Origin of the sequence: Amycolatopsis rhabdoformis (assembly GCF_035918295.1) — a bacterium.
Taxonomy (GTDB): Bacteria; Actinomycetota; Actinomycetes; order Mycobacteriales; family Pseudonocardiaceae; genus Amycolatopsis; species Amycolatopsis rhabdoformis.
In genome coordinates, this window is sequence record NZ_CP142149.1 from 4,269,110 (window position 1) to 4,288,962 (window position 19,853).

The following is a 19,853-nucleotide window of genomic DNA, read 5'->3' on the forward strand; positions in this document are numbered from 1 at the left end:
ATCAATCACCGCCGGATCCGCCGCCACGGGCGCACGCTGGCCCCATGACACCCACTCTGCTCGACGGCATGATCACCGCGGCCGAAGCCGCCGGCCGAGTTCTCGCGGCCCGGCCCGCGCACCCGGCCCCCACCACGTTCGCCGAGTTCCGCCGGACGTTCGACGCGCTGGAGCACTCGGCCGAAGCGGACCTGCGCGAGAGCCTCGCGAAGCTGCGTCCCGGCGTCGCCTGGGCCGACGAAATCGACCCCGTGCTGGCGGCCGGCGAGCACCGCTGGGTCGTGGACCTCGCCGACGGCGCCGTGCAGCTCCTGCACGGCCTGCCGTACTGGTGTGTCAGCATCACGCTGGTCGAGGACACTGTGCCGGTCGCGGCCGTGATCCGCAGCGAAGTCCGCGGCGAGACCTACCACGCCGTGGCCGGGGGCGGCGCGTTCCTCGACGCCGAGCGCCTCACGTCACCTGCCGAGGCCGAGTTGCCGATCACGCTCATCGGCACCAGCCAGCCGCCGTTCATCGGCACACAACCCGAAGCCGTCGGCCAGGCGGGCCGCTCGCTTGCCGCGGTGCTGCCCCACGTCGGCGCCGTGCGCAACCTGGGCCCCACCTCGCTGCAGATCGCGGACGTCGCGGCCGGCCGCATGGACGGCTTCTGGGAGTACGGCCACGACACCGGCAACCTCCTCGGCGCGAGCCTGATCGCCGCCGAGGCCGGGCTGGTGGTGACCGACGCCGAAGGTGTCCCGTGGCACCCGCGGGCCGGCTCGTTCCTCACCGCGCCGGCCCGGACCCACGCCGCGCTGCTCGACCTGCTCAAGGCCGTCTGACCAAGCGAAAGCCCGGCGGATCGGCCGCGAAACCGCACCGATCCACCGGGCTCGACAAAACAGGCCACACAAAGCAGGCCGCGCTCAGCTGGCGAGCGAAGCCTCCACCGTGATCTCCGGAACTCCGGCCAGCGCCCGGCTCACCGGGCAGCCGGCCTTCGCCTGCGCGGCGTACTCGCGGAACTGCTCCTCGTGACACCCGCCACGCGGCCCTGGGTCACGAGCTCGATCTTGATGATCGTCGGCGCGCCGTCGACCGGGCGCAGGGTGACCGAAGCGTCGGTTTCGATCGATTCGGCCGGGAAGCCGGCGCCGGCCAGGGTGCTGGCGAGCGCCATCGAGAAGCACGACGCGTGGGCGGCCGCGATGAGCTGCTCCGGGTTGGACCCGGGGCCGTCCTCGAAGCGCGACTTGTAGGTCACGCCGCCGCTGATGCTGCCTCCCCCGGCGGTGAACTGCCCGGATCCGGTGGGAATGTCGCCGTTCCAGTTCGCGTGCGCCTTCGAGACCGGCATGCGTCCTCCACAATCGTGTTGGTGGGTACCCGACGCAGCAGAGTCAATCAGGGTCGCGGCGCCCGCGCCAAAGGTGTCACACCCGAGCGACCTGAGGAGCCCTCCCGATGCGCGCGATCGTCGTGCTGTTCGACACGCTCAACCGCCGGTACCTGCCGCCGTACGGCGCCACCGACGTGCACGCGCCGCAGTTCGGGCGGCTCGCCGAAGCGGCCGTCACGTTCGACAACTGCTACGCGGGCAGCATGCCGTGCATGCCGGCGCGGCGAGAGCTGCACACGGGCCGCCACAACTTCCTGCACCGATCGTGGGGGCCGCTCGAACCGTTCGACGATTCGGTGCCGGAACTGCTGTCCCGCAACGGGGTGCACACCCACCTCGCCACCGACCACCAGCACTACTGGGAGGACGGCGGCGCGACCTACCACAACCGTTTCGACACCTACGAGTTCTTCCGCGGCCAGGAAGGCGACCGGTGGAAGGGTCAGGTGGCCGACCCCGAGATGCCCGACACCGAGGTGGTGGGCCGGCGCGCGTCGGCGATGGTGCGCCAGCACTGGGTGAACCGGCCGCACTTCCTCGAGCCCGGACAGCACCCGCAGACCCGCACCGTGGACGCCGGTCTCGAGTTCCTCGACACCAACGCCGCCGAGCAGGAGTGGTTCCTGCAGATCGAGTGCTTCGACCCGCACGAACCGTTCCTGGCGATCGAGGAGCACCGCGCCCGCTACGACCTCGACGAGGACGGCGGCCGTTACGACTGGCCCGGCTACCGCAAGGTCACCGAGGGGCCTGCCGTCACCCGGCGCGTGCGCGACGAGTACCGCGCGCTGCTGTCCATGTGCGACGCCTCGCTCGGCCGGGTCCTCGACGCCATGGACCGCCACGCGCTCTGGGAAGACACCCTGCTCGTCGTCTGCACCGACCACGGCCTCCTGCTCGGCGAGCACGGCTGGTGGGGCAAGAACGTGCAGCCCTGGTACGACGAGAACATCCACACGCCGCTGTTCGTCTGGGACCCACGGGAGGCCGCGCGCGGCGAGCGGCGCGACGCGCTGGTGCAGACCGTCGACATAGGACCGACGCTGCTCGATTTCTTCGGGGTGCCCCGAACACCGGACATGCAGGGCATTCCGCTCACCGGCCCGGCCGCCGGCACGCGGGCGGCCGCGCTGTTCGGTGCGTTCGGCAGCCACGTCAACGTGACCGACGGTCGCTTTGTCTACTTACGGGCACCCGCGACCGCCGCCAACGAGCCGTTGTTCGAGCACACGCTCATGCCCACGCACATGAACAGCCGCTTCACCCCCGACGAACTGCGCGGCGCCGAGCTGGTGCCGCCCCTGCCGTTCACCAAGGGGGTGCCGGTGCTGCGCCTGCCCGGCCACGCCTGGGGCAACCCGCACGCGTTCGGCACCCTGCTCTTCGACCTCGAAACCGATCCGGGACAACGCGACCCGCTCGTCGACGACGACCTCGAGCTGACGATGGCCACGCACCTGGTGGAGCTGATGCGGGCTTCCGACGCGCCCGTGTCGCAGTTCGAGCGGCTCGGCCTGCCGGCCGAAGGGCCCGTGTCTGCGGAGCACCTGCTCGTGCGCGCGCAACGCGAGATGGCGCTGGCCGCGCTCGAAGACCTCCCGTCCTCGCGCGAGTTCTCGGCCGCTCTGCGGACGCCGATCGGCGAGCTGCTCGCGGACCCGGAGGCTCGCGACGTGCTCCTGCGGCACCTGCCGCTGCTCGCCAACACCGACTTCGCCGCGGCGACCGCGTCCGAATCCGTGTGGACGCTGGCCGCCACCACCCCCAGCCTCACCGCTCAGGCCCTGCGAGCGCTCGACGCGGAGCTGAACCGCCTGGCGACCGAAACAAGTTCCTGACAGGATTCCCAAGATCGTCACCCAGGATGAGCCGCGGCGGCGGTGGCGCCGCCGACGTTCCGAGGAGGCGAATTGTCCTGGTACAAGGGAAAAGTCACGGTGGTCGCGGTGCTGCCGGTGCTCGCGGTGCTGGCCGTGGCGGGTGCGCCGGCTCAGGCCGCACCCGGCAACACCGACCTCGCTGAGCTCCAGACCCAGGTGCAGAACGGCACGCTGCTCCAGGACCACGGCGTGCGCACCGCGTGTGTCACGGGGTGTCAGGCCGCCGTGGTGACCGCGAGCCGGGGCTCGGCCGCCGCGCTGTCCACGACGCAGCCGGTCGGGCTCGGTGCCACGGATCTCGCGCGCGCGTACTCACTGCCGGGCGCCGGCGTCGGCCGCAAGGGCACGATCGCGCTGATCAGCGCGGGAGCGAACACGCACCTGGAGTCGGATCTGGCCGTGTACCGCAAGCAGTACGGGCTGCCCGCCTGCACCACCGCCGACGGCTGCCTCACCATCACCGACTTCCACGGCGGGCCACCGGTCCAGCCCGACCCCGACCCGGAGTTCCAGGAGTCGGAGGAGGACTGGGCGGTCGAGACGTCGCTGGACGTGGACCTGGCCTCGGCCGCGTGCCCCGCGTGTCACGTGCTGGTGGTGCAGACGCCGGACCTCGACGCGAGCGGCGAGCCCGACCCCGACGAGAAGGCGGCCGACTACGCCACCGCGTATGAGACGGCGGTGAAACTCGGCGCCGACGCCGTGAGCCTGAGCGACATCGAGATCCTGGACACGACGACGATCAACGCGCCCTACAGCAAGGCGGTGGCGCATCCGGGGGTGCCGTTGTTCGCGTCGATCGGGGATGTCGCGAGTGACGACGCGGCGGCTTCGTCGGTGAAGGCGGACACCAGTTTCTACACGTGGCCGGCGGATCTGCCGTGGGCCGTCGGCGTCGGGGGCACGGCGTTGAAGCCGACCGACGCGTCGCGCACGAAGTTCACCGAGCAGGCGTGGCACAACCTGAGCGGCGAATGCGCGACGGCCTTCCCACCCGCGGCCGGGCAGCCCGCGTCGATCGCCGCGAACTGCGGCGGCCACCGCGCGGCCACGGACGTCTCGGCCATCGCGGACCCGGCGAACGGCCCGGCGGTGTACGACACGTACGCGCCGTTCACCGGCAAGCCGCAGAACTGGATCGTGAGTGGTGGTACCAGCGCTTCGTCGCCGTTCGTGGCGGCGTGGTACGTGCGCAGCAGCGGCCACGGCACCGGCGCGACGGGCCCGAGCGCGCTCTACCGCGCGCCGACCTCGGCGTTCCACGACGTGACCGCCGACGGCAGGGCGCCGTCGATCTGCACGACGAACGGCTGGGGCCCGCGGGTGTGCCAGGCCGGCCCCGGCTGGGACGGCCCGACCGGGCTCGGCTCGCCGCACGGACTGGGCCGGTTCTGAAGGCGGGCTGTCAGTCCTCGGTGAAGAAGTCGCGCAACGCCTCGGCCACGACCCGCGGCTGTTCCTCCGGCAGGTAGTGGTCGCCGTCGACCGCGAGCGTCCGCAGGTCCCGCGCGTACTCCCGCCACACGGCGGGCACGTCGTAGGTCCGGCCGACGAAGCTGCCGCTCCCCCACATCGCCAGCAGCGGACTGGTCACGACCCGGCCCGCCGCGGCGTCGGCTTCGTCGTGCTCGAGGTCGATGCCCGCGGCGGCCCGGTAGTCCGCGCACGAGGCCGCGATCGCCTCCGGCGTGGAGAAGCACCGCACGTACTCGGCCACGGCGGCGGGATCGAACGGCGTCCCGCCGTCGTGGCGCGAGTTCATGCGCGCGGTGACCCAGAACTCGGGGTCGCCGGCGATCAGGCGCTCGGGGATCCCGTGGCCGGCCGCGAGGAAGAACCAGTGGTAGTAGCCGAGCCCGAAGTCCTTGTCGGCGTGGGCGAACGAATACCGCGTCGGCACGATGTCCAGCACCGCCACCCGGCGCACGGCGCCGGGTGCGTCCAGCGCCATCCGGTGCGCCACCCGCCCGCCCCGATCGTGCCCGGCCACCGCGAATCGCTCGAACCCGAGTTCCGCCATCACCGCGACCTGATCGGCGGCCATCGCGCGCTTCGCGTACTCGTGGTCCCCGCCGGCGGGCTTGTCGCTGTCGCCGTACCCCCGCAGATCCGCCAGCACCACGGTGAACTCCTCCGCCAACCGCGGTGCCACGTGGTGCCAGATCAGGTGCGTCTGCGGATACCCGTGCAGCAACAACACCGGCGGCCCACTCCCGCCGACCGCGCAGTTGATCCGCACACCCCCCACGTCCACCAGCCGATACCCGAACGACGACGGCAACGGCACGCTCATCAGCACCTCCGGCGAGTCATGATCGACTGTAGTCGACGTGGCATCATCGGAGCCGCCATCGTCACCCCCGTCGGAAGGCTGTCCGTGGACTTCGAGCGCGCTGTCGGTGAGGTGTGGGCGGCGGCGAAGCCGCACATCGGGGCGGGGAAGGTGGCCGACTACATCCCGGATCTCGGGAACGTCGATCCGGGTCAGTTCGGGTTCGCCGTGGCGACCGTGGACGGCGAGGTGCACCACGCGGGTGACGCGCAGGTGCCGTTTTCCATCCAGAGCATCTCGAAGGTCTTCGCGCTCGCGCACGTGCTGGAAGGGGACGACGCGACGATCTGGCGGCGCGTGCACCGCGAGCCGTCGGGGACGCGGTTCAACTCGTTGATCCAGCTGGAGATCGAGCGGGGTGTGCCGCGCAACCCGTTCATCAACGCGGGCGCGCTGCTGGTCACCGACCAGCTGCTGGCGGACACGGGCGACGCGTGCGGTTCGCTGTGCGCGTTCCTCGCCGCGGAGACCGGGAATCCCGGCCTGACCTGGGATCCGGAGATGGCGGAGTCGGAGACGCGCAGCGGGAACCGCAACCGGTCACTCGCCTACCTGATGGCCGATTTCGGCACCGTGCTCAACCCCGTGCACGAGGTGCTCGACCACTACTTCCGCCAGTGCTCGATCATGGCGTCGTGCGTGGAGCTCGCGCGGGCCGGGCTGGTGCTGGCGCGCCACGGTGTGCGCGGTGACGGCACGCGCCTGCTGACGAAACAGGACGCGCGGCGCATCAACGCGATCATGCTCACCTGCGGCACCTACGACGCCGCCGGCGAGTTCGCCTACCGGGTGGGGCTGCCGTGCAAGAGCGGGGTCGGCGGCGGGATCCTGGCGATCGTGCCGGACCGGTGCGCGGTGGCGGCGTGGGGGCCGGGGCTCGACGAGAAGGGCAACTCCGTGTCCGCGGCGATGGCGCTGGAGGCGTTCGGCGACATCACCGGCCTGAGCATCTTCTGACGCCGGGGCTCAGGACTTCAGCGCCGCCGCCACCAGCGCCTGCAGCTCCGGCACCACTTCCTGCTCGAACCACGGGTTGCGCAGGTGCCAGCCGACGTTCAGCGGCGAAGGGTGCACCAGCGGGATCGCCGAAGGCAGGTAGTCCTGGTACGCGCGCACGGTCTCGGTCACCGGGCGGCCCGGCAGGTAGTACTTCTGCGCGTAGCTGCCCACGATCACCTTCAGCCGGATGTCGGGCAGCTCGGCGAAGATCCGCGGGTGCCACTTCTGCGCCACGCCCCGGCGCGGCGGCAGGTCCCCGGACTTCGCCTTGCCGGGGTAGAAGAAGTCCATCGGCACGATCGCGAACAGTTCGGGATCGTAGAACTCCTCGTCGGTGACCCCGAGCCACCGGCGCAGCTTCACGCCGCTGGCGTCGTGCCAGGGGATGCCGCTCTCCTGCGCCTTGCGCCCCGGCGCCTGCCCGATCAACGCCACCTTCGCGGCGACGTCCGCGGTGTACAGCGGCGCGTAGCCGGCTTCGCGGGCCCACGCGTTGTCCGGGTCGGCGATCAGCTCGGCGCGGATCCTGTCGAGGTTCGTCATGGTGCGGAAAGCCTAGCCGGGCCCGGTTTCCGTGAGCACGATCGCCAGCACCACCAGGGCCGGCACCAGCTGCGCCACGACGCCGGGCCACGCCGAGTTGCGCGGCCGGCCCAGCGCGAGCGCGTCGCCCACGGCGAGGACGACGCCGGAGAGCGCCATGAACCCGCAGGTGTACACCACGAGCGTGAGGCCGACCGTCTCGTGGCCCGTGTTCACCGCGACCAGCCCGGCGACGGTGCCGGCGGCCAGGAACAGGTTGTAGAACCCCTGGCCGAACGACCACAGCAGCACCGCCGGCACGTCCTCCCCGCGGATGCGGAACATGCCCCGGTGGATGGCGCGCCGGCGGATCAGGAACGACTCCGCCACGAACACCACCACGTGGATGAGCGCCGCCAGCGCCGCGAACGCTTGCGCGACGACGCTCACGACGGCCAGCCCGCCACCGTCACGCCGTGGCGGGCGGCGACCTCGCGCACGGTGCCCGGCGGGGCCAGGTCGGCTTCGCGCAGGAAGCGGCCCATGGCGTCGGTGAGGCTCACCGCGAGGAACTGCACGGACGGCGTGTGCACGGTGAACGTGTGCGCGGCGCCGGGCGGCACGGGCAGGGCGGAGCCGGGGCCGAGGTCGTGGATCTCGCCGTCGAGGTACGCGGCCATCCGGCCGCGGAGCACGTAGTAGGCCCGGGGCCACGGCGCGGCGTGCGGCGGGCCGGTGGGGCCGCGCGGCGCGTCGACCTCGAACAGCTCGTATGCCCCGGCCGCCACCAGCACGGTCACGGTGGCCCGCGGGCAGGTGAGCTCGATCGGTTGCATGCGGAAGATGCTCCGAACGGCCGCGGGTCACCGCCATCCCTCAAGTGCGGGATGGGCTCGGCGGCCGCGGCGCGCGCATACTGCGAACCGTGTGGGACGGGCTGGCACGCGGGGTGCGGCGCGACATCGCCGCGCTCGCCGTGGCGGGACTCGGGGTGGCCGAGCTGCACGAAGCGGCCCTCGAGCTCGTCGACCGAGTCGTGCCCACCGACCTGGCCTGCTGGGCGTCGCTGGATCCGGACACGGCCGTGATCAGCTCGATGACCAGCGGCCGCGCGCGCATCCCGCACCGCTACGAGCCGCTCCTGGCCGCCTACGAGTACGACGGCGCCGAGCCGCACACGTTCGCCGAGCTCGCGCGCCGGCCGATGCCGGTCGCCGGTCTCGCCGACCTGCCGCGGCGGGACCTCGCGCGCAGCCGCCGGTTCGCGGAGGTCTGGCGCCCGCTCGGGCTCAGCCACGAGCTGCGCGCGACCTTCCGCGCGGACGGCGTGCCGTGGGCCGCGGCGGGGCTGGTGCGCCGGGGCGGGTTCAGCGACCGAGAGGTGGAGTTCGTGCTCGCGGTGGCCCCGGCGGTCGCCGCCGCGACGCGGGTGGCGGCGCGCTGCGGCGGTCCTGCGGTGCGCGCGGAGCCGGCCATCGTCGTGGTCGGGGCGGACGCCCGGATCCGGGCCGCCACTCCCGCGGCCCGCGAGTGGCAGAGCCGCCTCGACGAGGTCGCTCCCGGCCGCTTCGAGGTGCTGGTGCACGCCGTCACCGCCGGAACGCGCGCGGCGGGCTCGTTCCGCGCCCGCGTCCGCGACGCCTCCGGCGGCTGGCTCGTGCTCCACGGCTCGGCCCTCGTCGCCGACGAGGGCGCCACCGAAACGGTGGTGACCGTCGACCGCGCCTCGGCGGCCGACCTGCTGGGGGTGCTGTTCGCCGCGTACGACCTCACCATCCGCGAACGCGAGCTCTGCCACGAGGTCCTCGCGGGACAGTCCACTTCGGACATCGCGGCTCGGCTCGCGATCTCCCCGCACACCGTGCGGGATCACCTGAAGTCGGTGTACGCGAAGCTCGGCGTGCGCAGCCGGGGTGAACTGGTGGCCCGGCTCTGGCCGGCCGACGGCCCACCGGCGGCCCTGCCTGGACCGACGGCGGGCACGGCCGATCAGCGCACGACTGACGCGCGTGACGCCGAGAGATAAGCGTTGGACGGCGGCAGATACGCGAGCACCAGCCCCACCACCGCTGCTCCGGCACTGAGGTAACCGAGCAGCGTCCCGCCCCGGCCGGCGATCAGCGAGACGATCTGCAGCAGCGTCAGGATGGTCAGCACGATCCGCGCCCAGTTGCGGCCGGCTTTGAGCTTCACGGCCAGCCACAGGTAGATCAGCGCGATCACCACGGCAACCGCCACGGCGACCCACAGGCCGACGGTGGTCGTCTGCTGGATCTGGGCGTCGGTGAGCTTGCCCTGGCCCGCGGTTCTCACCGCGTCGGCGATGGTCTGCTTGTTCGCGACCAGCACCACCGCGCCGACGATCGCGACGAGGGTGGACACGAGGTACAGCCAGAAGGCTCCGAGGACGGTGCCGGGAGCCCGGGTGTCGTATTCGTTCATGGTGGCGACGCTACGAGCGGCTTTTCCCTGCCGCACAACAGAACGGGGCCGAACGGTGAAGTTCGTACCTGGGTATGAGAACACGCCCCGCCGGCCTCGTTCGCGTGGCCGAGGCGCCGGCCAGGCGAACGAGACCGACGGGGCGCCGGTCGCGCGTCCTGGTGTCGATCCAGGCGTTCCGGGGATATGAGCCCCGGCCGGCCACTGGGCCCCGCGCGTCGGTGGTGGGCCACCGCGCCCCCGGCAGGAGTCGAACCTGCGTTCCCGGCTTCGGACGCCGGCGTCGTGTCCACTGGACCACGGGGGCTCGGCCGGGCGCGGCGGCCCGGCCGGTGGTGCGGAGGATGCAGGAGTCGAACCCGCGCGGGTGCTCAGCACACCCGACCACCGTTTTCGAAACGGCTGCCTTACCTCTCGGCCAATCCTCCTGAGTCGTGTTTCGAGGTGAAGCTGTGCGGAGCAGAAGCCTTCCGGTGCGGAGGGCGCGCGAGTCGAACGCGCGCCGGGAGATAATCCCGGACCTCGGGTCAGCAACCCGGTGCCTTGCCACTCGGCCAGCCCTCCTGGACGCAAAAGTGCAGTGCTCACCTGGTGGTGCGCTCCCGGGCCAGGGCTCGAACCTGGCTCTGCGGAACCAAAATCCGCCGTGTTCGCCGGATACACCACCCGGGAAAGCGTGCCCTCGCCAGGAGTCGAACCTGGACTGTCCGGAGCCTGGGTCCGGTGCCTCTGCCAGTTGGGCTACGAGGGCGGGAAAACCGTGCGGTTGCGGGGATTCGAACCCCGACTGTCCTGGCCCTCGACCAGGTGCCTCTGCCAGTTGGGCTACAACCGCGTAGCGCGTGCGGGAGTCGAACCCGCGTTTCCGGCTTGAGGGGCCGGTGTCCGTTCCGCTGGACCAACGCGCCGTGCTCGTCGAATCAGTGGTGAAGTCGAGTGCCCACGAGTCGAACGTGGTGTCTTCCGCTCCCGAAGCGGACGGGTTGCCATCTCCCTCGCACTCGCCGGTGCTGCTGTGGCGGCCACGCGCTCACGACGGGACTCGAACCCGCGATCGTCTCCTCGACAAGGAGCTGCCCTCGCCACTGGGCCACGTGAGCAGGAAAAACTTGCGTACCCCGACCAGGAGTCGAACCTGGGACCTCCGGATTCGTAGTCCGGCGCTCTGTCCAGCTGAGCTATCGAGGTGAGACAGCCGATCCGGGTGTGGATCGAGTGGTGGGGGACGGAGTCGAACCGTCAAAGCCCGTCACGGGCACCCGGGTTACAGCCGGGTGGGCTCGCCAGGCGCCCAGCCCCACCGTGCTCGCCGCGGCGGCGAGCGTGTTTCTGCTCCACTGTGAAGTTGAGAAAGACCAGGAAGTCGAGAAAGACCAAGCAGCCAGAACTGCGCGACAAATCAAGCACCACGAATTGCACCATTAACTGGGCGCACGACATAAAGAAAGCCGCCCGAATCGGTTTCCCGATGGGCGGCTCCCGGTCACGACGTCGACGACGTCACGGTGGGGAGCCTCCACTGCTCAGCAGCTGCCGCTCAGGCAGCATCGAGCTACTGATCTGCTGGTCAAGCAGGCGCGGCGCGACTGATCGAAGCAGGCTCAGCGCAGCACGCAGCTCGCCGCGATAGCGGCGCTGCGACTCTCGCATCTCCATGCCGGCCACGATGACCCCTTCGTTGTCTTTCCTGCTTGCGTTCGGTTCCATTACATAATCGCGAACCCGCACCCCGGTGTCAACGTTTATTTCCGCACCGAATTCCCGCCCCCGAAACACGGCCCTCGAAATCACCGCCCTCGAATCACCGACGAGCGACGCACCGCGCACACCCCGGCCACCGCCACTACCCTCGCGGAAGCAGGCCCTCCAAGATCACCCGAGGAGAAGGAAACCCATGGCCACCGTGCTGTTCGTGATGACCGGCGTCGACCACTGGACGCTCGACGACGGATCCCGCCACCCCACCGGGTACTGGGCGGAGGAGTTCGCCGCCCCCTACACCGCGCTCAAGGACGCCGGCCACACGATCGTGGTCGCGACCCCGGGCGGGGTCGTGCCGACCGTCGACCAGGGCAGCCTCGACCCCGGCATGGCCGGCGGCGAGGAAGCGGCCGCCCACCTCACCCAGGTCCTCGACGGCGCCGGCGAACTCCGCAAGCCCCTCGTGCTCGCCGACGTGGACCTGAGCGACTACGACGCCGTGTACTACCCCGGCGGCCACGGCCCCATGGAAGACCTCTCCCACGACGCCGACTCCGGTGCGCTGCTCACCGCCGCCCTCGCGTCCGGCAAGCCCCTCGCCGTGGTCTGCCACGCGCCCGCCGCCCTGCTGGCCACCCGCGACGAGCGCGGCGAGTCCCCGTTCACCGGCTACCGCGTGACCGGCTTCACCAACGACGAGGAGAACGCCGTCGGCCTCGGCGCCAAGGCGAAGTGGCTCCTGGAGGACGAGCTCGGCAAGCTCGGCGTCACCTTCGAACGCGGCCCGGACTGGCAGCCGTACACGGTCGTCGACCGCACCCTCCACACAGGACAGAACCCGGCCTCGTCCGCCCCGCTGGCGCAAGAACTCCTCAAGGCGCTGAAGTAGCCGATCACCCAGCCGGCGACTCGGCCAGCGACAAGCTGTTGCCGTCCGGGTCCAGCACCACGACGTGCCGCACGCCGTTCGAGTAGGTCTCCACGGGTTCGTGCGTGATGCCGTGCGCGGCGAGCCGGGCCAGGATCACGTCGAGGTCGGTCACCCCGAGCGTGACCATCGCCCGGCCCACGCGCTCGGCGCGCACCGGGCGCGCGTCGACCACGAGCCACGCGCCGGCCGCCAGCTGCCACAGGTGCTCCTCGCCGATGACCTCGTCGGCCGGGCGCCCCAGGAACGCGGCGAACCACTCCAGGGCGCGCGGCAGATCACTGACGCACATGATGGTGTACAGGTCCACGAAGACCGCTCCTCTCGACCGGGTTGTCGAGAAGGTAGACGGCGGCCACCGCGAAACCTCATCGCCGCGCCGCCGGACTCCAGGTCAGGGGCCCTCCGTCATCGCCCCGGCCACCTGATCGTGCACGGCCAGCACGCGCGCGTCGAGCTCCTCCACCGGCACGCCGACATCGCGTGCGAGCGCTTCGCGGAAGATCAGATAACCCTTGTACGCCGCCACCATGAACACGTGCATCGCGATGGCGTCGCCGTCGGCCGGCAGCTCGCCGGCGGCCTGGTCGCGCTCGAGGGCGGCCCGGGTCTTCTCGATCTCGGGCAGGGCGTGGTAGTCCGGGTCGCCGTCGATGGCGAGGAGGGCTTCGACCAGGGTGGGCGCCGGGTTGGCCAGGGCGCTGCGGAACATGGCCTTGCGGCGCCCGAGGAACGACGCTTCCCAGTGCCGTTTCGCGCCGGCCGCCCACTCGCGGGCGCGGTGCGCCACGGCGGCGCGCAGCAGTGACCGGCGGTCGCCGAAGTACTGGTAGATCTGGCCGCGGTTCACCCCCGAGCGGTCGGCGACCTCCTGCAGGTTCAGGCCCGCGAAGATGCCGTCGCGCTGCAGCAGGTCGAACGTCGCCTGGAGCAGGTCGGCCTCGGTCCGGGCCCGGTCGCGCCCACGCCGGCTCGCCGCCGGCCCGGCGATGTCGTTCACGTCATCTCCCCTGTGCACCCCCGGCAGTCTAGTGATCCGCTCACACCACACCCTTCTCCCGCAGCACACCGATCTCGGTACCCGACAGCCCCAGCAGCCCGCCCAGCACCTCGTCGGTGTGCGCGCCGAGTGTGGTGCCGGCCCAGCGCACCGTGCCGGGCGTCGCGCTCAGGTGCGGCAGCGGCGCGACCATCGGGACCTCGCCGAACTCGGCGTCCTCCACCGTCACGACCGAGCCCCGCGCGCGGCAGTGCGGATCGTTCATCAGGTCGGCCACGCTCATGATCGGCGACGCCGGGATGTCGGCGTCGCTGAGCAGCTTCACCACCTCGTCGGCGGTCAGCCGCGCCACCCACGCGCCGATGAGCGGGTACAGCTCGTCCTGGTGGCGGATCCGCGCGGCCCGGTCGGCGAACCGCGGGTCGTCGGCCAGCTCCGGGCGTCCCATCACCGCGGCGAAGCGCCGGAACAGCGAATCGGTGCCCGCGTGCAGTGACACGCGCCGGTCGTCCGACGTCACGAAGTCCGACGCCGGCACGATGGCCGGGTTCTTGTTGCCCAGCCGTTCCCGCACCTGGCGCTCGAGCCCGTACGCGGTCACCGAGTCCTCGCTCGAGCGCAGCGCCGCCTCGTACAGCGCCAGGTCGATCACCTGGCCCGAGCCCGACCCGAGATCACGGTGGTAGAGCGCCGACACCACGGAGAACGCCGCGAGGTAGGCGCTCATGTAGTCGATCACCGAGTACCCGCTGCGCACCGGCGGCCGGTCGGGCTCGCCCGTGGCGTAGGTCAGTCCGCTGTAGGCACTCGCGATCCGGTCGAACGCACCGCGGTCGCGGTACGGACCGGTGAGCCCGAACCCCGTGAGGTACAACAGGATCGCCCGTGGGTTGAGGGGCTGCAGGTGCTCGGGCAGCATGCGGTAGCGCTCGAGCGTGGGCGGGCGGAAGTTCGTGACCACCACGTCGAAGTGCGGCACCAGCCGGTGGAACACGGCCTGGCCCTCGGCCGTGCGCAGGTCGAGCGCCACGGATTTCTTGTTGCGGCCCTCCTGCAGCCAGCCCGGCGACCGCCCGCCGGAGCGGGTGAAGTCGCCGACCTTCGGGTCTTCGATCTTGACCACCTCGGCGCCGAAGTCGCCGAGGATCGTCGCCGAGACCGGTCCGGCGAGGACGGTCGCGGCGTCGAGGACCCGGACACCGGCCAGCGCGTCGCTCATCGTGTGGTTGTCCTCCGTACTCGCTTCGGGTGGTTCACTTGCCCTGTGCCGCGTCGATCACCAGCGACAGGTCGATCAGCTCCTCGGGTTTCACCGGGGAGTCGACCTGCAGCGTGTTCGGCACGGCCTGGTACATCTTCTGCAGGCTCGCCACCGAGGCGGCCGGCAAGTTGAAGTCGAACGGCACCGAAGGCGCCACCCGCAGCGTTTCGACGCTCGTGCCGAGCTGCTGCGCCATCTTGGTCATCACGTCGGTGTCCTGGTGGTAGTCCCCGGACAGGTGCGTGTTCACGGTCCGCTCCACCGCGCGGAAGAACGCGACGCCGGCGTCGCGGTGCGCGCCGAGCAGATCGGTGGTCGCGAAGTAGCCGGCGATCTGCATCGTGTCCGGGTAGCCGCCCTCGGCGTTGAACGCGACACCCTGCTTGATCGCGGCGGTGAACGGCGGGCCCACGGTGGCGCCGTCGATCGAGCCGTTGTTGAGCGCCTGCACCATCGCGGAGATGTCGCTGAACGGCGTCATCCGCACGTCGGCGGGCTTGAGGCCGCCCTTGGTGATGAGGTCGTAGAGCCCGTACTCCGAGGGCGCCGCGAGACCACCCGGGTTCACCCCGATGTTCTTGCCCTTCAAAGAAGCAGGATTGAAGTCGCTCGCCTTGCTGCCGTACTTCGTGCTCATGTACACACCGCTGTCGGGCGAGGCCGACGCGACACCCGAGACCCAGCGGATCGGCACGCCGTGGCGCAGCGCGTTGAACACCAGCGCCTGCGCCCCCGCGTAGACGAGGTCGATCTTGTCCTGCCCCAGCAGCGTCAGCAGGTTCGGCACCGTGTCGGTCACGAACGTGACGTCGAGGTTCTCCTTGGCGAACTCGCCGTAGGTCTGCGCGAGCAGCGCCGGCGCCTCGAGCTCCAGCTTCGACGGGATGCCGACCTTCAGCGAGGCCTTCTGCCCCAACGGTTTGGGCGCGGGCGTGCCGGCTTTGCCGGACAGGCTCACACCGGCCGGCAGCACGGACACCTGCTTGGCATCGGTGGCCTGGTTCTGCTGCGCGGACGGGGCGCACGCGCTCGTGAACACCAGGCCCGCCGTGACGGCGGTGGCGCAGAGGACCCGGGTGGTTCTGGACATGGCTCTCCTGAAGGAAAAGGGGGGACGGGGAGGGGACTCAGGACCGGCGCAGGCGCGGCCGCTGCTGGGGGACGGCGAACTTGAGCGCGAGGGTGACGAGGCCGGTGAAGGCCACGCCGATCACCCCGGCGATGATCACGCCGGCGTACATCGTGGCGGGGTCGAACACCTGGGAGCGCTGGAAGATCAGGTAGCCGAGGCCGCTGGAGCCCGACACCATCTCGATGCCCACGATCACGAGGATCGCGATGCCGGCCGTGAGCCGGATCGAGGTCGCGATGGCCAGCAGCGCGGCCGGCAGGATCACGTGGCGCAGCAGCTGGGTGCGTTTCGCGCCGAGCACCTCGGCGGCGTCGCGGTAACCCTGCTCGACCGAGAGCACCGCGGTGGTCGAGGCGAGTACCACGATGAAGAACACGGACACGCCGACGAGCACGATCTGCGGCAGCCCGCCGAGGCCGAACACCAGCAGGAACACGGGGAACAGCGCCAGCTTCGGCAGTGTGTAGAGCGCCACCAGCGTGTGTTCCAGCGCGGCCCGCGCGATCCACGACAGTCCCAACAGGACACCGAGCGCCACGCCCGCGACGACCCCGGCACCGTAGCCGATCACCAGCTTGCGCACGGTGTCGAGGGCGGCGTCGGTCATCGTGCCGTCCTCGAAGGACCGCACGCCGGCCTGCCAGATCACGCTGGGGGCCGGGAAGAAGCGCGTGTCGAGGATGCCGAAGCGGGCGGTGAGCTCCCAGACCACCACGAGCAGCACCGGGGTCGCCCAGGCCAGGGTGAGGGTGACCGCCCGGCGGCGCCGGGCGTGGCGGCCCGGCGCCAGCTCGGCGGGGCCGGGTGTGCGCCGCACGCGCTCGCGACCGGGCAGCCGGTCATGCGACGTCATGAGCGTGCTCACGTTCTTCCACCTCACCTTTCAGGAGTCGCCAGATGTGGTCTTCGAGCGCGCCGAACTCCGCCGCCGAGCGCGCGGCCCGCGTGCGCGGCCGGGCGAAGGGCACCTCGATGTCGTCGAGGATCCGGCCCGGCCGCGACGACATCACCACGACGCGGTCGGCGAGCAGCAGCGCCTCGTCGATGGCGTGGGTGACGAAGAGGATGGTGCGCCGGTGCGCTTCCCACACCCGCAGCAGCTCTTGCTGCAGGACCAGCCGCAGCTGCGCGTCGAGGGCGGCGAACGGTTCGTCCATCAGGAGGATCTCGGGGTTGGCCACGAACGCGCGCGCCAGCGCCACCCGCTGGCGCATGCCGCCCGACAGCGTGGCCGGGTAGGCGGACTCGAAGCCGGACACCCCGGCGCGGTCGATCCAGTCGCGCGCCACCTCGTTGGCCCGGGGTCGCGCGACGCCGGCGATGTCGAGCGGCAGCCGCACGTTGGCGAGCACGGTCTTCCAGGGGAAGATGCCGTAGTCCTGGAAGACCATCGAGCACAGCGGCGAATCCGCGTCGGCGCGGTCGATCACGATCTCCCCGGCCGACGGCGCGGCCAGGCCCGCGACGATCCGCAGCAGCGTCGACTTCCCGCACCCGGACGGGCCGACGATCGCGACGAACTGTCCTCTTTCGACGGTCAGGTCCACCGGGCCGAGCGCGTGGACGGCGTGGCCGCGGGAAACGAACGTCCGCTCCACGGCCGTCGCGCTGATCACGACGTCGGACATGCGGCCTCCTCCTGGTGGGTGTGGGCGAAGATCTCCGGGAACGGGCCGGTCGCGAGCCACGCGCCCGCGGCCTCGTCGCCGTGCACCCGGTCGGCGAACGCGGTGCTCACCGCGGCGATCGCCGCCGCGACCGGACCGATTTCGGTTTCGTGGCGGGGAATCCCGCCGAGCTGGTGGTCGCCGTCGTGGACCACGGCGAGGTGTTTGACCGGTGAAGCCGCCCGGTCGAAGGGCTCGCGCCGCCACTCGACGCCCTCGCCGCGAGCGCCGAGGTCACGGGTTCCGGTCACGACCAGCACGGGCCGCTCGACCTCGCGCCACGAGTCCGGCGTGAGCCCGCGGTCACCACTTCCCTGCGGGGACAACAGGATCGCGCCGGCGACGGCCGGGTGTGCGAACGTCTCGTGACCGGACAGCCGCGTGCCCACCAGCAGCTGCGCGGTGTACGCCCCGAACGAATGCCCGGCGACGAGCACTTGGCCGGCGTTGAGGTCCGGGCGTTCGGCGAGCGCGTCGAGCACCGCGTGTACCCGGCTGACGCGCGAGAGCCACTGCTCCGGATCGAACAGCAGCTCGTGCATCCGTTGTTTCGCCACGGGATCGGCGGCCCAGGACCGTTCGTCGACTCCGGACAGCCCGTGCTCCGGGCCCGCGATCTCGAAGGCGTCACGGAACTGCGGGTGCAGCACCGCGTACCCGTGCGAAGCGAGGTGGTGCCCGAGGCCCGCGTACCCGCGGTGGCTGCCGCCCAGCCCGTGGCACAGCACGACCACCGGCTTGTGCCCGCCGGAATCCGGTTCCTGCGCGAAAACGGCGACCCGTCGGCCGTCCGCGGTCACCCACTCGTCGACTTCGCTCGTGACGACCCGATGTCGTCCCGGCCGGACCCACCGGGGGTCCGGGTGCTCGTTGCAGCCCACGCTGGCTCCTAACTAGCGACTTGTTAGTAACGTAATGCTAGTTAGCGGGCGAGACAAGACTCGTCGCGGAAGTGGTGGCGGGCGGGCACTCTGCGTGGCCGCAGGGCAGTGGCGCGAACCGGCCGGATCGGGCGCACACTGGAGTGATGGTCAGCCCACGACCAGGTCCGATCCGGTGGCTGCGCTACGTCTACGGCGCCCGGCTGCCCGACGAGTTCCGCCCGTGGGTGCTGCACGACGCGACTTCGCGCACGTGGGTGCTGCGGTTCGGGTTCCGCGTGTTCGTGGAGGCGCTGCCGTGGCTGGTGGCCGGGTTCCTGTTGCTGGTGTTCCTCACGCCGTTGCCGGCGGGGCTGGTGGCGCTCGGGCTGCTGATGGCGTTGGTGCTGGGGTTGTTCCTCACGCTCGGCAGCGCCGACGAGCTCGCCGAGGTGCGCCTCGCCAAACACGGTTTTCCGCCGGGCACCGGCAAAGCCGTGCGCAAACGCCGGGGCGGAGCGGCCACTTGGCCGTGATCCGGGCGGTTCGTGCCCGCGCGTCCGGATCGCTGGGTGAGGCGTCGGTTACGCACGGTTGACAAGCTCCGCGCGGGCGGCAGAGGCTGATCTTGAGCCGCGCCGACCCCGCGCCGGCTCGGCGAGGACCGGATCGAGGTGGGCGATGCGCGAGCACCCGGTCGATTCGCCCGTACCCGGCCGTACCGAAGGGACCGCGCGCACCACGGCCGGCTGGAGCGCGCTGCTCGGCGAGTCCCTGCTCGACTTCCACGTGGAGGCCGACGACCCGCGGACGTTCCGGGGGCACCTGCGCAGCCGCCGGGCCGGTGAGGTCGAGCTGATCGAGATGGCCACCGCCGGGCACGTGTCGCGGCGGGACGCCCGGGCCGAGGCGGCCGACTGCGTGGTCTGCCTGCAGCTCGACGGCGTCGGCGAGGTCCACCAGGACGGGCGCGGCGCCGTGCTGCGGCCGGGTGACCTGGTGATGTTCGACGCCGCGCGGGCATCGGCGGTGGTGAGCAGCGCGCGGTTCCGCAACGTGTGCGTGAAGTTCCCGCGCCGGCTCCTGCCGATCCCGGCGGAGTACCTCGGCCAGCTCACCGCCGCGCGCATCGAAGCCGGCGAAGGGCTCGCGCCGGCCACCGCGGCACTGATGACCACACTCGGCCGGGTCCTCGACGAGCTCTCCGAGCCGGCGCGCGGGCTCGCCGCGCGCAACCTGGTCGACCTGGTCACCACGATGTTCCACGGCGTGCTCGCCCTCCCGGCGCCCGGTGAGCCGGCCGAGCGGCCCGCGCGGTTCGAGCAGCTGCGCGACTACATCGACGCCCACCTCGGTGACCCGGCGCTGAGCCCGGGCAGCATCGCGGCCGCGCAGTACGTCTCGCTGCGCAAGCTGCACAACGTGTTCCAGCAGCACGGCACCACCGTCGCCGCGTGGATCCGCGAGCGCCGCCTGGAGCAGTGTCGCCGCGACCTGCGCACGACGCCCGACACCGTGGCCACGATCGCGCGGCGGTGGGGGTTCAAGACTCCCTCGCACTTCGGGCGCGTGTTCAAGGACGCCCACGGCCTGACCCCGGCCGAGTTCCGCCGTCTCGCCGCCTGATCCCTACCGCTGTCCTGTGTGTGCGCACCGCTGTCCTGTGCGCGCACGCCCCTGTTCTCTGCGTGCACGCAGTGGCGCCCGCCGCTGACAGACCACTCGCCCGCGAGTTTTGATCGAGT

The 19,853-nt window shown here is 71.4% G+C and carries 22 protein-coding genes and 10 tRNA genes; 8 read left to right on the top strand and 24 right to left on the bottom strand.

Annotated features, from left to right (window positions below; all coding sequences use genetic code 11):
* Nucleotides 1-44 precede the first annotated feature (44 nt).
* Nucleotides 45-827 (top strand): inositol monophosphatase family protein, encoded by a 783-nt coding sequence (locus tag VSH64_RS19420; RefSeq protein WP_326837045.1) that lies wholly within the window; start codon nucleotides 45-47, stop codon nucleotides 825-827.
* Between the two features lie 140 nt (nucleotides 828-967).
* Here the strand turns inward: VSH64_RS19420 and VSH64_RS19425 are convergent, their stop codons facing one another.
* The gene (locus VSH64_RS19425; RefSeq protein ID WP_326837046.1) at nucleotides 968-1,342 is read right to left on the bottom strand and encodes an OsmC family peroxiredoxin; all 375 of its coding nucleotides are present in this window, start codon (nucleotides 1,340-1,342) and stop codon (nucleotides 968-970) included.
* 107 nt (nucleotides 1,343-1,449) lie between these two features.
* On the opposite strand from VSH64_RS19425, the gene VSH64_RS19430 reads away from it, so the two are divergent.
* Nucleotides 1,450-3,222, top strand: a complete 1,773-nt coding sequence (locus tag VSH64_RS19430) for a sulfatase (protein WP_326837047.1) — start codon at nucleotides 1,450-1,452, stop codon at nucleotides 3,220-3,222.
* A gap of 72 nt (nucleotides 3,223-3,294) precedes the next feature.
* On the top strand, nucleotides 3,295-4,659 hold the full coding sequence (locus tag VSH64_RS19435) for a S8/S53 family peptidase (protein ID WP_326837048.1): 1,365 nt from the start codon (nucleotides 3,295-3,297) through the stop codon (nucleotides 4,657-4,659).
* 10 nt (nucleotides 4,660-4,669) lie between these two features.
* Here the strand turns inward: VSH64_RS19435 and VSH64_RS19440 are convergent, their stop codons facing one another.
* Nucleotides 4,670-5,557: an alpha/beta fold hydrolase gene (locus tag VSH64_RS19440; protein ID WP_326837049.1), complete on the bottom strand. Its 888-nt coding sequence runs from the start codon at nucleotides 5,555-5,557 to the stop codon at nucleotides 4,670-4,672.
* A gap of 84 nt (nucleotides 5,558-5,641) precedes the next feature.
* Here VSH64_RS19440 and VSH64_RS19445 point away from each other — a divergent pair, with 84 nt between their 5' ends.
* A complete protein-coding gene (locus VSH64_RS19445) occupies nucleotides 5,642-6,553 on the top strand; it encodes a glutaminase (protein ID WP_326837050.1) in 912 nt (303 codons plus the stop codon).
* A 9-nt stretch (nucleotides 6,554-6,562) separates the two neighbouring features.
* On the opposite strand, the gene VSH64_RS19450 is transcribed toward VSH64_RS19445, so the two are convergent.
* Genes VSH64_RS19450 through VSH64_RS19460 form a run of 3 tightly spaced genes read right to left on the bottom strand, consistent with a single transcriptional unit; the run spans nucleotide 6,563 to nucleotide 7,953 of the window.
* Complete coding sequence (locus VSH64_RS19450; protein ID WP_326837051.1) at nucleotides 6,563-7,138, bottom strand: uracil-DNA glycosylase family protein; 576 nt, start codon at nucleotides 7,136-7,138, stop codon at nucleotides 6,563-6,565.
* A 12-nt stretch (nucleotides 7,139-7,150) separates the two neighbouring features.
* Nucleotides 7,151-7,567 carry a DUF1304 domain-containing protein gene (locus tag VSH64_RS19455; RefSeq protein ID WP_326837052.1) on the bottom strand — a complete coding sequence of 139 codons (417 nt, stop codon included), beginning with the start codon at nucleotides 7,565-7,567 and terminating at the stop codon, nucleotides 7,151-7,153.
* Entirely contained in the window at nucleotides 7,564-7,953 is a 390-nt protein-coding gene (locus VSH64_RS19460) for a cupin domain-containing protein (protein ID WP_326837053.1), read from the bottom strand. Before VSH64_RS19460 ends, VSH64_RS19455 begins: the two co-directional genes overlap by 4 nt.
* Nucleotides 7,954-8,042: 89 nt before the next feature.
* Here VSH64_RS19460 and VSH64_RS19465 point away from each other — a divergent pair, with 89 nt between their 5' ends.
* The gene (locus VSH64_RS19465; RefSeq protein WP_326837054.1) at nucleotides 8,043-9,143 is read left to right on the top strand and encodes a helix-turn-helix transcriptional regulator; all 1,101 of its coding nucleotides are present in this window, start codon (nucleotides 8,043-8,045) and stop codon (nucleotides 9,141-9,143) included.
* Here the strand turns inward: VSH64_RS19465 and VSH64_RS19470 are convergent.
* The 12 genes from VSH64_RS19470 to VSH64_RS19525 all read right to left on the bottom strand — a co-directional run bounded on the left by VSH64_RS19470 (nucleotide 9,107) and on the right by VSH64_RS19525 (nucleotide 11,224).
* Nucleotides 9,107-9,559, bottom strand: a complete 453-nt coding sequence (locus tag VSH64_RS19470; protein WP_326837055.1) for a hypothetical protein — start codon at nucleotides 9,557-9,559, stop codon at nucleotides 9,107-9,109. The two genes, VSH64_RS19465 and VSH64_RS19470, sit on opposite strands and share 37 nt — an antisense overlap.
* A 235-nt stretch (nucleotides 9,560-9,794) precedes the next feature.
* Nucleotides 9,795-9,866, bottom strand: a tRNA-Arg gene (locus VSH64_RS19475).
* Between the two features lie 31 nt (nucleotides 9,867-9,897).
* Nucleotides 9,898-9,987, bottom strand: a tRNA-Ser gene (locus tag VSH64_RS19480).
* Nucleotides 9,988-10,035: 48 nt separating this feature from the next.
* Nucleotides 10,036-10,123: transfer RNA gene (locus tag VSH64_RS19485), tRNA-Ser, on the bottom strand.
* Between the two features lie 35 nt (nucleotides 10,124-10,158).
* A tRNA-Gln gene (locus VSH64_RS19490) sits at nucleotides 10,159-10,231 on the bottom strand.
* A 5-nt stretch (nucleotides 10,232-10,236) separates the two neighbouring features.
* Nucleotides 10,237-10,310, bottom strand: a tRNA-Leu gene (locus VSH64_RS19495).
* A gap of 10 nt (nucleotides 10,311-10,320) precedes the next feature.
* A tRNA-Leu gene (locus tag VSH64_RS19500) sits at nucleotides 10,321-10,394 on the bottom strand.
* A gap of 1 nt (nucleotide 10,395) precedes the next feature.
* Nucleotides 10,396-10,467 (bottom strand) — tRNA-Glu (locus tag VSH64_RS19505).
* 119 nt (nucleotides 10,468-10,586) lie between these two features.
* Nucleotides 10,587-10,659, bottom strand: a tRNA-Asp gene (locus VSH64_RS19510).
* A gap of 14 nt (nucleotides 10,660-10,673) precedes the next feature.
* Nucleotides 10,674-10,747: transfer RNA gene (locus VSH64_RS19515), tRNA-Arg, on the bottom strand.
* Nucleotides 10,748-10,775: 28 nt separating this feature from the next.
* Nucleotides 10,776-10,861 (bottom strand) — tRNA-Tyr (locus tag VSH64_RS19520).
* A 198-nt stretch (nucleotides 10,862-11,059) separates the two neighbouring features.
* Entirely contained in the window at nucleotides 11,060-11,224 is a 165-nt protein-coding gene (locus VSH64_RS19525) for a hypothetical protein (protein WP_326837056.1), read from the bottom strand.
* A 229-nt stretch (nucleotides 11,225-11,453) separates the two neighbouring features.
* Between VSH64_RS19525 and VSH64_RS19530 the strand changes: the two genes are divergently transcribed.
* A complete protein-coding gene (locus VSH64_RS19530; protein ID WP_326837057.1) occupies nucleotides 11,454-12,149 on the top strand; it encodes a type 1 glutamine amidotransferase domain-containing protein in 696 nt (231 codons plus the stop codon).
* Nucleotides 12,150-12,153: 4 nt separating this feature from the next.
* Here the strand turns inward: VSH64_RS19530 and VSH64_RS19535 are convergent, their stop codons facing one another.
* From VSH64_RS19535 to VSH64_RS19565, 7 genes are all read right to left on the bottom strand, one after another.
* A complete protein-coding gene (locus tag VSH64_RS19535; protein WP_326837058.1) occupies nucleotides 12,154-12,498 on the bottom strand; it encodes a VOC family protein in 345 nt (114 codons plus the stop codon).
* An 84-nt stretch (nucleotides 12,499-12,582) separates the two neighbouring features.
* Nucleotides 12,583-13,206: a TetR/AcrR family transcriptional regulator gene (locus VSH64_RS19540; RefSeq protein ID WP_326837059.1), complete on the bottom strand. Its 624-nt coding sequence runs from the start codon at nucleotides 13,204-13,206 to the stop codon at nucleotides 12,583-12,585.
* 22 nt (nucleotides 13,207-13,228) lie between these two features.
* Nucleotides 13,229-14,407, bottom strand: a complete 1,179-nt coding sequence (locus VSH64_RS19545) for a CaiB/BaiF CoA transferase family protein (RefSeq protein WP_326837061.1) — start codon at nucleotides 14,405-14,407, stop codon at nucleotides 13,229-13,231.
* A 34-nt stretch (nucleotides 14,408-14,441) separates the two neighbouring features.
* The gene (locus VSH64_RS19550; RefSeq protein WP_326837062.1) at nucleotides 14,442-15,539 is read right to left on the bottom strand and encodes an ABC transporter substrate-binding protein; all 1,098 of its coding nucleotides are present in this window, start codon (nucleotides 15,537-15,539) and stop codon (nucleotides 14,442-14,444) included.
* A gap of 37 nt (nucleotides 15,540-15,576) precedes the next feature.
* A complete protein-coding gene (locus VSH64_RS19555) occupies nucleotides 15,577-16,446 on the bottom strand; it encodes an ABC transporter permease (RefSeq protein ID WP_326837063.1) in 870 nt (289 codons plus the stop codon).
* On the bottom strand, nucleotides 16,421-17,209 hold the full coding sequence (locus VSH64_RS19560) for an ABC transporter ATP-binding protein (RefSeq protein ID WP_326837064.1): 789 nt from the start codon (nucleotides 17,207-17,209) through the stop codon (nucleotides 16,421-16,423). The genes VSH64_RS19555 and VSH64_RS19560 overlap by 26 nt, the downstream gene beginning before the upstream one ends.
* A complete protein-coding gene (locus tag VSH64_RS19565) occupies nucleotides 17,194-18,129 on the bottom strand; it encodes an alpha/beta hydrolase family protein (protein ID WP_326837065.1) in 936 nt (311 codons plus the stop codon). Before VSH64_RS19565 ends, VSH64_RS19560 begins: the two co-directional genes overlap by 16 nt.
* A gap of 146 nt (nucleotides 18,130-18,275) precedes the next feature.
* On the opposite strand from VSH64_RS19565, the gene VSH64_RS19570 reads away from it, so the two are divergent.
* Nucleotides 18,276-18,644, top strand: a complete 369-nt coding sequence (locus tag VSH64_RS19570; RefSeq protein ID WP_326837066.1) for a DUF5313 family protein — start codon at nucleotides 18,276-18,278, stop codon at nucleotides 18,642-18,644.
* A 145-nt stretch (nucleotides 18,645-18,789) separates the two neighbouring features.
* The gene (locus tag VSH64_RS19575) at nucleotides 18,790-19,734 is read left to right on the top strand and encodes an AraC-like ligand-binding domain-containing protein (RefSeq protein WP_326837067.1); all 945 of its coding nucleotides are present in this window, start codon (nucleotides 18,790-18,792) and stop codon (nucleotides 19,732-19,734) included.
* The last annotated feature ends 119 nt before the right edge of the window (nucleotides 19,735-19,853 follow it).

What these genes read in the sequence shown, in the direction of transcription:
- VSH64_RS19420 (WP_326837045.1), top strand. Translation starts at nt 45, where the DNA reads ATGACACCCACTCTGCTCGACGGCATGATCACCGCGGCCGAAGCCGCC.
- VSH64_RS19425 (WP_326837046.1), bottom strand. Translation starts at nt 1,342, where the DNA reads ATGCCGGTCTCGAAGGCGCACGCGAACTGGAACGGCGACATTCCCACC.
- VSH64_RS19430 (WP_326837047.1), top strand. Translation starts at nt 1,450, where the DNA reads ATGCGCGCGATCGTCGTGCTGTTCGACACGCTCAACCGCCGGTACCTG.
- VSH64_RS19440 (WP_326837049.1), bottom strand. Translation starts at nt 5,557, where the DNA reads ATGAGCGTGCCGTTGCCGTCGTCGTTCGGGTATCGGCTGGTGGACGTG.
- VSH64_RS19450 (WP_326837051.1), bottom strand. Translation starts at nt 7,138, where the DNA reads ATGACGAACCTCGACAGGATCCGCGCCGAGCTGATCGCCGACCCGGAC.
- VSH64_RS19460 (WP_326837053.1), bottom strand. Translation starts at nt 7,953, where the DNA reads ATGCAACCGATCGAGCTCACCTGCCCGCGGGCCACCGTGACCGTGCTG.
- VSH64_RS19470 (WP_326837055.1), bottom strand. Translation starts at nt 9,559, where the DNA reads ATGAACGAATACGACACCCGGGCTCCCGGCACCGTCCTCGGAGCCTTC.
- VSH64_RS19530 (WP_326837057.1), top strand. Translation starts at nt 11,454, where the DNA reads ATGGCCACCGTGCTGTTCGTGATGACCGGCGTCGACCACTGGACGCTC.
- VSH64_RS19545 (WP_326837061.1), bottom strand. Translation starts at nt 14,407, where the DNA reads ATGAGCGACGCGCTGGCCGGTGTCCGGGTCCTCGACGCCGCGACCGTC.
- VSH64_RS19550 (WP_326837062.1), bottom strand. Translation starts at nt 15,539, where the DNA reads ATGTCCAGAACCACCCGGGTCCTCTGCGCCACCGCCGTCACGGCGGGC.
- VSH64_RS19560 (WP_326837064.1), bottom strand. Translation starts at nt 17,209, where the DNA reads ATGTCCGACGTCGTGATCAGCGCGACGGCCGTGGAGCGGACGTTCGTT.
- VSH64_RS19570 (WP_326837066.1), top strand. Translation starts at nt 18,276, where the DNA reads ATGGTCAGCCCACGACCAGGTCCGATCCGGTGGCTGCGCTACGTCTAC.
- VSH64_RS19575 (WP_326837067.1), top strand. Translation starts at nt 18,790, where the DNA reads ATGCGCGAGCACCCGGTCGATTCGCCCGTACCCGGCCGTACCGAAGGG.